The organism is Polynucleobacter sp. 39-46-10 (genome assembly GCF_002282275.1).
In genome coordinates this window covers 1-11,877 of record NZ_NCJB01000004.1, presented here as the reverse complement: position 1 = coordinate 11,877, position 11,877 = coordinate 1, and the positions used below count along the sequence as shown (strand labels likewise).

The window sequence follows — 11,877 nt, the reverse complement described above, 5'->3', positions numbered from 1 at the left end:
GAGGCCTTGGCCTCTTTTTTAGTGAGCGTATTGACTTTTAACCTAAGCTATCAGCCCAGATATTGTGTGCCCAGCCCCAGGCATATACACCTTCGAGAGTTGATGGGGCCGGAGAGAGACCACCGGCACCATGGACTGGCTCAAAGGTTTTCTTTGCTGCGTTGTACTGATGGACGCTGGCAACGTGCACTACTTCTCGATCATTCACAAAGCTATAGCAGGTGTTAGTTAGGACGGGTGCTGGATTGACTTCCCAGCCGCTCAACTCCGCAACGATCGCTGCTGCTGCCACCTTGCCGTGCTGATTTGCCATATGGCCTGATTTTGGCATAGCCGGCGCAATTTGAATGGAGTCACCCAATACGTGGATATCTTTTTGAGCAGTTGATTCAAAGTTGAGGAAGTTCACATTCACCCAACGACCATTGGAGTTTGCCAATCCAGTCTTAATTGCGATTTCACCAGATGACATTTGTGGCAAAACATTCAGCACATCAGCCTTAACATCATCCTCAACTTCGAGTTTAAGTGTTTTGGTTTTTGCGTCCACGCCAACTACATTACTCTTTGGTCGGTACTCAATGATTCCGGCGTATTGCTCAGCCCAAACCTTCTTGAATAATGCCCCCTTAGAGGTCACATCTTGGTTAGCATCCAAAATTAATACCTTACCCTTAGGGTTGTGCTGCTTAAGGTAATTTGCTACTTGACAAGCGCGCTCATAAGGGCCGGGAGGGCAGCGATATGGGGCCTCTGGAATAGTAATTGCAAAAGTACCGCCCTCACGCATGGCAGCGATTTGCTTATGTAGGGCAACTGTTTCTGGCCCTGCTTTCCATGCTTGAAGAGTTACGCCATCTTTGTTGGCTTGCGCAAGACCTTCAATACTTTTGAAATTGAGTGACACACCAGGAGATACGACTACTTTGTCGTAGCGTAAAGTTTTTCCGGAAGCGAGAGTCACCATTTTCTTATCTGGATCAATGCTACTCACACTATCTTGAATAATCTTGATGCCATGACGCTTACTCAATGTGTCGTAAGGGGAGGTAATTTCAGCTAAATTTCTTGATCCACCAATAACCAAATTAGACATTGGGCAAGAAATAAAAGAGGTATTGGGCTCAATCAGGGTTACTCGAGCAGTGTTGTTGGAGAACAAGCGCAAATACTTCGCAGCAGTTGCGCCACCATAGCCGCCACCAATCACTAGGATTTCTGCTTTTTGTAGATTAACTGCTTTGGCTTGGCTTGAAAAACCTGCAAGCAGGCCTAAGGCTGCAGCGCTCTGACCTATAAAATGTCGACGATCCATGGCGCCTCCTTATTGTTTCTTGCCAAGTTGATTGGCAATAGTATTGAGTTGTTCATCGGTATAGCCTTTTGCTAGTTGGGGCATGATCGTGCCCACTAGCGTGCCACCCTTATAAGCTTTGAGTTTAGTGAGCATCTCTTGGCTGGTGAGGTTATTGATGAGTGGCATACCACCATCAACTACGCCTTTGCCATCAGTGCCGTGACAATTGGCGCAGGTTGCAGCCAGGCCGCGTTTATAGAGTTGGTCGGCAGTTTGCCCAAGACTTAGTCCGCTCCACTGGCTCAAGCCAATCAGGGTGCTGGCCACCAAAATGGGTTTTAAATACTTCGTTCGCATAGGAATAGTCTCCGTCATACATACAGCTGTTCTAAGAATGATGCTAATAAACCCTATCTTAATCAGATAGGGTGGGGATTAGTGGTTTTACTTAGATGGATTTTTAATAAGCTTAGAGTCATAAACGAGGGTAATGACCTTAATAGTTTTTAGCATTTAACCCCAGGACCTATAAACTAGCGATATGCTTGGCTCTTTTACTTATCGAAATACATTTTTTATCCTACTTCTAGGCGTATTCACTTATCTATATGGTTTAGATAGTCGCTTTGCGCCCAAGAATGGTGATGAGTATCCCTACATGCATATCGTAAGGATGACTGCCGATGCTGGGGCTTGGTTACCTCTACAGTCTGAGATGGACGGCATCAAAAATACCAAACCACCCTTAGTATTTTGGGAGGGGATTGCTAGTACAAGCTGGGGGCGCACCTGGACACTCTTAGCACTACGTTGGCCTAGTGTTTTATATACCGGTTTAACGGCATTTTTCTTGTTTTTTGCCGTGGCTCGTTTCAGCGGCAAAAAACAGACGGGCTTGGTAGCAGCGCTAGTATGGCTTTCCTTTTTTGCGACCTATCGCTATGGCCGACCTTTTTTGACTGACCCCCCTGAGGTGTTTTGGTTGAGTTTGCCATTCTTTGCCTTGCTCTATTGGGGTAAAGCTGCCTTTGAATCCAAGCTTTTGTTCCCGGCGTTAGCTGGCGCTTCTTTTGGCATGGCATTGCTGTCAAAGTCTTTTGCTTATATTGTTCCAGCTGCATTTGCTTTGAGCTTGTTTTACTGGCGCTGGCGTGAGTGGAGCATCCCCAAGGTCTTACTGCAAGACTTATATAAAGTAATTTTGATTGTCATTCTGTCGTTGGCTGTCTTTGCTCTGTGGTTTGCGCTCGACCCATTTCCGGAGGCCGTCTGGAAAGAATTTGTGCTTGGTGAGAATGCGGGTAAGTTCGAGCCACGCAGCTCCAACTATCTTTTAGATTTAGTCCGTGGCGGCGACAGCATTTGGATGTTGGCTTTAACGACTCTTGCTAATGCTGGGTTATTTACCTTCGTATTGATTTCTGCATTAATGCAATGTTGGCGAGAGCGCCGTTTTATATCTCTTGAAGAAGGCTTGCTACTACTTTTGATATTAGCTTTTTTCATTGTATTTAGTTTGCCAAGCCAGCGCTCTGGCCGCTATCTATTGCCGGTGATGCCAGCATTTGCTGCATTGATTGCCGTGTACTGGGATCGCTTGCCTTTATGGGGATTTCGGATTGCATTGGTTTTGCAGCTGATCTTATTTTCTGCGCTCACTTGGGTTGGGGGTAACTTACAGCTATCAAACTTCTTGGGTCAGACCAGCATCTGGAATTATTCTCCTTGGCACTGGGGATTTATGGGAACCTCAATTGCCTTAATACTGCTCGGCATATTCAATCGAGAGCGTAGCAAGACGATCGCTTTGGCTGGATGCTTTCTATGCTACTGCGCGCTAACTAGCAGCCTATCTCCTTTGGAGGGTTCTTTGGGTCGGTATTCACAAAGCACTATTCAGGATGTTGCAGGAAAAGATGTTTGGGTGCCTTGTGACTACCGAGCCAAGGATGAGGAGTATCGACTCTTATTGCCGGGGGCGGTATTGCACGGATATTTGGCAAAGGATGCTGGCCAAATTAATTTGCTGACTAGCGCTTACCCATTAGTAGCGGTGCAGTCGCCGATAGGTGCGGAGCTCGCACTATGTGAATCTTGCAAGGTAGTGGGTAAGCGTATGGAAATGCGAGCCCGTCATTCAGATGCTGAGATTCAGGCGATACTCAGAGGTCATATTGGAGAGCACCTATTTGTGAATGAATATTTAATTTCTACGCCAACAACGATTGAGTTGCCATTGGTGGGTAAGGATGCTTGTCGATGAGTCGTGTGATTGCTTTTTGTTTTTTATTGCTAGCTTCAGTACTAGGCTACTTACACATTGATAGTCGTCCTGTGTGGGCACCATTTGCAGGTGATCACCCTGTGTATAGCGCAAGCCAATCGGATGAGGCTTTAGAGCCAACTGAGCTCAGTAAACCGGTAAAGAATCTCAAAAATACTGCGCCCGTAAAACTCGCTCCACCAAGTCTGCGGATCGATTGGCTGCCTGATACCGAAGCCCCATCAGTACATGCGGCCTCATTAATCTCACTCAAGGATGGTGGAGTGAGAGCTTTCTGGTTTGCGGGAAGTCGAGAGGGTGCGCCAGACGTAGTTATTAATACATCCGTTTTTGATCCCCATACATTCAGATGGAGTGCCCCTACTGTTGTAATGGATCGCGTCAGTGCAGAGAAGGGGCTGTCCCGCTATATTGCCAAGCTAGGTAACCCCGTGCCGGCAAGAATGGCTGATGGTCGCATGCAGTTATTTTTTGTGACTGTATCTATTGGTGGTTGGGCAGGCAGCTCAATATCTTCAGTGATTTCAGATGATGAGGGTTTAACTTGGGATCGGCCTCAGAGACTCATTAGTTCTCCATTGATTAACCTGAGCACCTTGGTGAAGTCTCCAGCGCTTACATTTGCGGATGGACGTCTTGGTCTGCCGGGATATCACGAGTGGATTGGCCGCTTTGGTGAGTTCCTTAGAATTGAGGCGAGTCAGGTCATTGATAAGCGACGTATGAGTTCGGGTAGAGGGGCGATTCAGCCTGTTGTCTTTACTGATGGACAGCAAGAGGCAAGTGCTTTTTTTCGCCAAACTCGATCAAGCTCTCAGCCCAAGCAAATTCCGGTCAGTGAAACTAGGGATGCTGGGCAGTCTTGGTCAATCGCAAAAGATCTTGAGATTGCTAACCCCAATTCTGCTGTTGCAGCGCTCACTCTAGTCAACGGTACTAGATTGATGGTGCTCAATAATATTGAGGCAGGGCGCTATCGCCTGGTAATGGTGATGCGTGAATCAAACTCCACCCAATGGAAGGTGATACAGGTAGTTGAAGATGATGAGTCCTTGGTCAACGATCTGCATCGAGAGTTCTCCTATCCGTATTTAATTTCCGCCAACGGCCAAGATGCTCATCTTGTCTATACCTGGGATAGAAAAAAGATTAAGCATGTTTATTTCCCAGTGAACTGGTTCAAGCATGCTAGCAATCTCAAGGAAAAGGAAGTGCAATGATGGTCTCATACTTACAAATCATCGCTTTACTTGAGATGTCGCTTACTTGTGCGGTAGTGCTCATTATTCTCTTGCAAAAAGTATCCAAAACAGAGATCCCATTTGCAATCCGCTTGGTTGCAGTCTTCTTGCTCGGGAATCTACTCTTCTGGCCATTGGGGATGTCGCTTGAATTACCTTTATCCGCCTACGTGCGCGGTGTTACTGGTGAACTTAGTATTGTGACTATGCTCTTGCTGTGGAGCTCCATACTGCCTGCCGCTAAAAAGACGCCGTTTGGATTTAAAGTGCCATTGGCGCTGATTGCGATTGCGTTCTATCCTTTGGCTCTTGGTGTCGGAATGATCGACCCTTATGCATGGGGTTATGGCTCTATTGCATTCTTAATTACCGTTATTCTCTTTGCCATTGTTTGCGGTCTGGCTGGTTGGACCAAAGGTGTTTGGATTATTTCTTTTGCGATCATTGCCTGGTCGGCTCATTGGCATGAATCTGCCAACCTTTGGGACTATCTACTAGATCCCTTCTTGGCGATCTGGGCCCTGATCGCCATTTCAAATGCGATTTATCTCAAGCGTCGTGAAAAGGCGCAGTCAGGCTATCTGTTTAGGGCGGGCTGATGATTGCTTAGATGGTTACTCTGTAAATTTTAGGTAACAAAAAAGCCAGCAGATCGCTGGCTTTTTTGTTGACTGTTATTCCAAGAATTAATCTGGAATATTAGCTTTACGGATGACTGGACCCCAGACGTTGATTTCTTTCTCAAGATGATCTTTGAGGCCTTTGGAAGATACTTTATCCATTGACACAATATCAATATTGGAATCATTCAAACGTTTTTGAACATCAGGGGAGTTCAACGCCTTCTTGAGGGCGGCATTGAGTTTGTCCAAGACTGGTTGTGGAAGACCTTTTGGAGCATACACACCGTGCCAAACTTTAACTTCAAAGCCTTTGAGGCCCTGTTCGTTCAAAGTTGGAACGTTAGGAATTGCAGGCAAACGCTTCATGGTTGTTGTACCAAATGCTTTTACACGACCATCCTTGATGTAAGGAATAGTTTGTGTAGTTTGGTCGCACAAGAGGTCAACCTGACCGCCCAAGAGGTCTGTCAAAGCAGGGCCAGTTCCTTTGTAAGGAATATTGGTCAACTTAACACCTAAACGACTTTGGAACAGCAGGCCACACAGTTGTGACACTGCGCCAGGACCAGCGTTAGCCATAGTCACTTTTGAGCCGTTAGCCTTGATGTAGGCTTCGAGTTCTTTGAAGTTGTTTGCTGGCAAATCTTTTTTACCGAGCAATACCATTGGAACGTCCGCCACTTGACCGATGTAATCAAAGCTGGTCATTGGATCGTAAGGGAGCTTGTCGTACAACGCTTGCGCTGTAGCCATACCCATGTGGTGAATATAGATCGTGTAGCCATCTGGAGCTGCGCGAGATACCTTAGTTGTGGCAATTGTGCCGCCGGCACCAGGTACGTTTTCCACAACAACTGTTTGACCGAGTGCTTGACCCATTGGCACTGCAATTAAGCGCGCGATAGAGTCAGTTGGTCCACCAGCTGCAAAAGGAACAATCAAGGAAATGGATTTTGTTGGCCAGTCTTTTTGGGCTGATGCAATATTGCTGCCCAATAAAGTGCTGGCGCTCACAACTGCAGCAATTCCAGCGAAAAGGGTTTTCTTTAATTTCATTTAAGTCTCCGTTAATGTTTGAAGCAGAATGATTTTGCCACTTTTAATAACTATCGGCTTCAGGGTTTACCAGCAATGGCTAGGGTTCTTTGGGCTAATAAGACGACTGGACGGTCAATCATGCGACCATCTAGCTTGACCGCGCCACCTTTAGATGCTTTGTCGGCCTCAATGACGCGATGCGCCCAAGAGACCTCGGCAGCAGTAGGCATAAAGGAATCCTTAACCAGGGAAACCTGCTTTGGATGAATACAAAGCTTGCCACCAAACCCCATTCTTTTGGCGCGTTCAGCATCATCTGTGATGCGCTCAATATTGTCGGTAGAGGGGGTAACCCCATCAATTGGAGGGGCAATTTGAGCCAGGCGGGATGCCAGCACAATCTGAAAGCGCGCTGTTTGCAGTTCAGTTTCTTGTGCGTCACACACCATCCCTAGGTCAGCCTGTAAATCAATATTGCCTAAAGCCAGACGTAGGACTTGTTCAGAGTTTGCAATTTCATTGAGGCGATCAAGACCAATGGCAGTCTCAATCATTGGAATGATTGCTGTATTTGGCAGGATTTGTGCTGCACCATTAATTTGGTCGAGGGATTCACTCTTTGGAATAAGTATGCATGCCACATCCAACTCTTGGACCAAGATCAGGTCTGCCGCATAAAAATGACTGCCAGGAGAATTCGAGCGAATGATCAGTCGCTTTATTTGCTCTGCAGTAAATGTAGGCCAAGCAGCTCGTATTGCTGCTCGGGCCGATTCCTTATCTTCCTCAGCTACCGCATCCTCTAAATCGATGATCACGCCATCAGCACCACTATCGAGCGCCTTGGTAAAACGCTCTGGGCGTGTTCCGGGAACAAATAAGAAGGTGCTACTAAAGCCGATGGGTGTATCAAGTGGGTTCATGTGTAGGGTTTTATTGAATATGAAGCAAAGAAGAAAACAAGCGGCTGACAGTTATGAGATTAATAGACCTATCTTGGCCTCTTTGCGAATATTCCACAAGCGTTCAATTGCGATACTCATCTCGCTTGGCGTTGCGCCACCGCTAAATGCAGCTAGTCGCATAGCTTTATCCGTAATCTCAGCGCGACTAAGTGTATTTCCAGGATCGCCCTTAGGTTCATCAACGCGACCCTCTAAGACATCACCATTCTGTAAATACAATTTGACTTTACCGATCCAGCGTTGGGGATAAGCGCTATCGACTTCTGGATCTAAGATCATGGTGACGCGATCACGGAATGCGCAAATCACTTGATCATGAAAATGTTGATCAAACTCTTGTAGACCAGCAAATCGATAGTGAGCAATTAAGGCTAATACAGTCCCCATCGAGAACTTAGATTGGTGCACGGTGGCTGGATCAGTTACTGGGCCCAATACATCAATTGCACCTTGATGAACTAAGGTTTCTACTTTAGCGATATCATTAGGCTTGAGATGGTGCTTCAGCATGACTTGTAATAAAGCATCTGCAGCAGGGTGAGTATGGCGACATGAGGCGTGATACTTAAAGCTCGTCTCAGCAATAGTCCAGCGACTACCTAATCGATCAATTAACTTGCTAGGGTCTGCATCACTGGACATACCAGCCGCCAAACCTTGTTTGCCTTCCAAAATATGTTCAGCACCAGTGAAGCCCGATTGCGCCAAGTAGGCTGACATCAAGCCGGTTGAGGAGGCATGCGCAGTATGGAGTTGCTTGGAGTCGGCGGCATCGCGTAGGAATTCCCAGAGGCCGGCGGATTGTGTGCCCGCAGAACCAAAGGCATGCAGCATTTGGTTTGGGTTGAGTTTGAGAAGATGACCTACAGCAGCGGCAGCTGCTAGGGTGCCAGCAGTACCTGTGGTGTGAAATGTTTTGTAATGCGAGCGACCCAAAAATTCACCAACCCGAATGCCGACTTCATAGCCCACAACAGTAGCTACTAGAAGATCTTCCCCTGAGGCGCCAATTGTTTGTGCTGTTGCTAGTGCCGCAGGAAATACCACGGTAGCTGGATGAAAGACGGAGCCATTGTGAACATCATCTTGTTCAGCAACGTGGGAGGCTGCTGCATTTGCCAGTACAGCCAAGAAAGGGCTCGAGCTCTTGCGGCTAATCAGGATTTCAGCGGAGCCAGGATTGGCCGCATTAAAGCCGCCCATGCTTTGCGCAAACTGAGTGATGGTCTCTACTGGACGCGAACCTTTACCAGCAATTGCAGAGCCAAACCAATCAACCAGTAAATCCTCAGTACGCGCAATGACTTCTTCGGGAATGTCACTAATTGTTAATTCAGCAGCAAATGTGGCTAAGGCTTTGGATAAATGCGAAGTAGTCATTGATAAAAATTCCCTAAACTAAAACTGCAGTGGCTTGCATGGTGAGCCAGCCTTCATGATCTTCGGCCCATATGGAGATTGTTTTTCCGGAAGGATCTTTCTCGAGATCGGGTTTGGCGCTGACTTTAAAGATATTGATATCAAAGGTTGGGCGAATGGCGCGGAATTCAAAGTTCTTTAACTTACAGCCCGGAATGCTTTGACGCACAAGATCAACTAAGAGAGTTGCGATTAATGGGCCGTGAACAATTAAGCCAGGGTAGCCCTCTACCTCGGTAACGTATTGGCGATCGTAATGAATGCGATGGCCATTAAATGTCAGTGCTGAGTAACGAAATAACAAGACATCATCAGGAGTAATTGTTTTGGACCAGGTGGCACCGGTGGGTGCGGGTGTGGGTGCAACTGGCTTGTCATCGGGTCCTGGTGCATCGCGATACACAATGTCGTGCTCTTCAATGAGAGCAAGGCCATTCTGATTGGAAATTTCATGTTTCACCAATACAAAAATGAGATCACCAGTACGACCTGCTTTGTGTGTCACAGATTCGATTCTAGAGACACGTTCGATTTCATCTCCAACAGCAAGTGGAGCTAGCCACTCAACTCGACTACCTGCCCACATGCGGCGCGGCAGTGGTACGGGGGGCAAAAAGCCGCCACGCTTAGGATGGCCGTCAGGACCGATTTCTGATTGAAGGGCGCAGGGCAAGAAGTAAAGCCAATGCCATAGCTCTGGCAGAATGGTTCCGTCGTTGGGGGCAGGATCGGGTCGATCCAGCGTTGCCGATAAAGCCTTGACGGGCGCTGCTGTAACAATATCTTGAAGGATCTCGGTTTTACCGAGCCATTCTTGAAGATGGGTGATAGTTTGAGGTTCGATTCGCATAACTTACATTATGCCAATTTCGGCTCCAAAAGCGGTGAGCTTAGGTTAATAAAGTAGTTAGTAAATAACTCAGCAAGCCAGCCAGAGCTGAACCAGTCAAAACGCTGATTACCCCTTTTTGAAATTTAAAAAGTGCTAAGCCTGCAAGTAGGGTAATTACAATCGAAATCCAAGAAATTGAGCCACCAAGCCCATGCGGAAAAAAGACGTGGTAAGCAAAGAACAGGCCTAGGTTTGCGATGACGCCCACCACTGCAGCCGAGATTGCAGTGAGAGGTGCGGTGAAGCCGAGTTTGCCATGGGTGGATTCAATCAGTGGACCGCCGACCAGCACCAGGAAAAACGAAGGCAGAAAAGTAAACCAGGTTGCAACACAGGCACCAAGCACGCCAAACCAAAATGGATTGCTGTACCCGATTAAATGTTGGATGTGGCCAGCCAAGTAGCCAACAAAAGCCACCACCATGATGAGTGGTCCAGGGGTTGTTTCTCCAAGCGCTAAGCCATCCATCATTTGACCAGCACTGAGCCAATGGAATTGATCTACAGCACCTTGGTATACGTAAGGCAGAACTGCGTAAGCACCGCCAAACGTTAGAAAGGCTGCTTTAGTGAAAAACCAAGCGATTTGCGGGTAAAGTGTTTTCCAGCCAAAAAACAAAGCTAAAGCAAAAAACGGAATGAGCCAGAGTACTGAAACGACCGAGCTATGTAATGCGAACCTCTTTTTGGAAAACTTGGCATGTTCTGGAGTTGGCGTGTGATCATCAATGATTGCAGCGACATGAGTCCCAGTGACTTTATTGTGAGCAGCAGTTTGTTGAAAATATTCTGGATAGCGCCTACCACCCCAGATACCAATCAAGGCAGCACAAACAACAATGATTGGAAAGGCAAGATTGAGAATAAAGATAGCTAAGAAAGACCCAAGCGCAACCCAGCGCAATGCTTGATTGTGAATCGTGCGCTTACCAATGCGAACTGCAGCATGAAGAATGATGGCGGTAACGGCGGGTTTGATGCCAAAAAAGATGGCGGCAATCCAGGGCACTTGGCCAAAGGTGAGATAGACCCAGGATAAGCCGATCAAAATAAAAAGAGAGGGTAGAACAAAGAGGGTGCCGGCTAAGACGCCACCCCAAGTTCGATGCATGAGCCAGCCGATATAAGTTACCAACTGCTGAGCCTCGGGTCCCGGTAACAACATGCAATAGTTCAGTGCATGTAAAAAGCGCCGCTCAGAAATCCAACGACGCTTCTCAACAAGTTCTTGGTGAAGGACTGCGATCTGACCTGCAGGCCCACCAAAACTAATAAAGCCAAGCTTGGCCCAAAACTTCAAGGCCTCGCGAAATGGAACACTCAAACTTCTTCCATTCCGCCAACAACTTGGCTAAATCCATTATCAACATAAATAATTTCAGCGGTGATGCCGTTTGCCAAATCAGACAATAAGAAGGCAGCGGTATTGCCCACATCATCAATAGTCACATTGCGACGCATTGGGGCGGTTTGTTCAACTGCATCCAGGATCTTGCCAAACCCTTTAATGCCTGCAGCAGCCAAAGTTTTAATCGGACCAGCAGAAATGCCGTTAGCACGAATACCTTTGGGCCCAACTGAGCCGGCAATGTAGCGTACAGAGGCTTCCAGAGATGCTTTGGCAAGACCCATGGTGTTGTAGTTAGGAACGTTACGCAAACTACCGAGGTAAGTCAGCGTCAACAAGGAAGACTTGTCACGCAACATTGGCAAAGCTTCTTTTGCCATTGCTGGGAAGCTGTAAGCGGAAATATCGTGGGCGATTTTGAAGCCTTCACGAGATAGGCCATCTAAAAAGTCACCGGCAATGGCTTCGCGGGGGGCAAAGCCGATTGCGTGAACAAAGCCATCAAACTGAGGCCAAGTTTTTGCTAAATCCTTGAAGAGAGCTGAAATCTGCTCGTCGCTACCAACGTCGCAGTCAAAAATCAGCTCGGTATTGAATTCTTTTGCAAAATCGACAATACGGTCTTTAAAGCGCTCACCAACGTAGGTAAAGGCCAGTTCAGCTCCTTCGCGGTGACATGCCTTGGCAATGCCATAGGCAATAGAGCGGTTGGAAAGAAGGCCGGTAATCAGAATTTTTTTGCCAGCGAGAAAGCCCATATCGTGTCCTTT

General features: G+C 47.1%; 11 protein-coding genes. 3 read left to right on the top strand and 8 right to left on the bottom strand.

The genetic code is table 11. The features are described from left to right. Positions 1–37: 37 nt before the first annotated feature. Positions 38–1,315, bottom strand: a complete 1,278-nt coding sequence (locus B7X71_RS00915; protein WP_293596828.1) for an NAD(P)/FAD-dependent oxidoreductase — start codon at positions 1,313–1,315, stop codon at positions 38–40. 9 nt (positions 1,316–1,324) lie between these two features. Further along, positions 1,325–1,654, bottom strand: coding sequence for a c-type cytochrome (locus tag B7X71_RS00910; protein ID WP_293596827.1), 330 nt, complete (start codon positions 1,652–1,654; stop codon positions 1,325–1,327). A gap of 184 nt (positions 1,655–1,838) precedes the next feature. Between B7X71_RS00910 and B7X71_RS00905 the strand changes: the two genes are divergently transcribed. Genes B7X71_RS00905 through B7X71_RS00895 form a run of 3 tightly spaced genes read left to right on the top strand, consistent with a single transcriptional unit; the run spans position 1,839 to position 5,421 of the window. Continuing rightward, entirely contained in the window at positions 1,839–3,560 is a 1,722-nt protein-coding gene (locus B7X71_RS00905; RefSeq protein WP_293596826.1) for a phospholipid carrier-dependent glycosyltransferase, read from the top strand. Beyond that, positions 3,557–4,801, top strand: a complete 1,245-nt coding sequence (locus B7X71_RS00900) for a sialidase family protein (RefSeq protein ID WP_293596825.1) — start codon at positions 3,557–3,559, stop codon at positions 4,799–4,801. The genes B7X71_RS00905 and B7X71_RS00900 overlap by 4 nt, the downstream gene beginning before the upstream one ends. Further along, entirely contained in the window at positions 4,798–5,421 is a 624-nt protein-coding gene (locus B7X71_RS00895; RefSeq protein WP_293596824.1) for a hypothetical protein, read from the top strand. The genes B7X71_RS00900 and B7X71_RS00895 overlap by 4 nt, the downstream gene beginning before the upstream one ends. Positions 5,422–5,508: 87 nt before the next feature. On the opposite strand, the gene B7X71_RS00890 is transcribed toward B7X71_RS00895, so the two are convergent. From B7X71_RS00890 to fabI, 6 genes are read right to left on the bottom strand one after another with little or no spacing between them, the layout of a single operon-like run. Next, positions 5,509–6,501, bottom strand: a complete 993-nt coding sequence (locus B7X71_RS00890) for a tripartite tricarboxylate transporter substrate-binding protein (RefSeq protein WP_293596823.1) — start codon at positions 6,499–6,501, stop codon at positions 5,509–5,511. 59 nt (positions 6,502–6,560) lie between these two features. Beyond that, on the bottom strand, positions 6,561–7,406 hold the full coding sequence (locus tag B7X71_RS00885) for a CoA ester lyase (protein ID WP_293596822.1): 846 nt from the start codon (positions 7,404–7,406) through the stop codon (positions 6,561–6,563). Positions 7,407–7,457: 51 nt separating this feature from the next. After that, positions 7,458–8,828 (bottom strand): MmgE/PrpD family protein, encoded by a 1,371-nt coding sequence (locus B7X71_RS00880; RefSeq protein WP_293596821.1) that lies wholly within the window; start codon positions 8,826–8,828, stop codon positions 7,458–7,460. A gap of 13 nt (positions 8,829–8,841) precedes the next feature. Beyond that, the gene (locus B7X71_RS00875; RefSeq protein ID WP_293596820.1) at positions 8,842–9,717 is read right to left on the bottom strand and encodes a MaoC family dehydratase N-terminal domain-containing protein; all 876 of its coding nucleotides are present in this window, start codon (positions 9,715–9,717) and stop codon (positions 8,842–8,844) included. Positions 9,718–9,757: 40 nt separating this feature from the next. Continuing rightward, complete coding sequence (chrA, locus tag B7X71_RS00870) at positions 9,758–11,083, bottom strand: chromate efflux transporter (RefSeq protein ID WP_293600113.1); 1,326 nt, start codon at positions 11,081–11,083, stop codon at positions 9,758–9,760. Then, positions 11,080–11,865 carry an enoyl-ACP reductase FabI gene (fabI, locus tag B7X71_RS00865; RefSeq protein ID WP_293596818.1) on the bottom strand — a complete coding sequence of 262 codons (786 nt, stop codon included), beginning with the start codon at positions 11,863–11,865 and terminating at the stop codon, positions 11,080–11,082. Before fabI ends, chrA begins: the two co-directional genes overlap by 4 nt. Positions 11,866–11,877 lie beyond the last annotated feature (12 nt).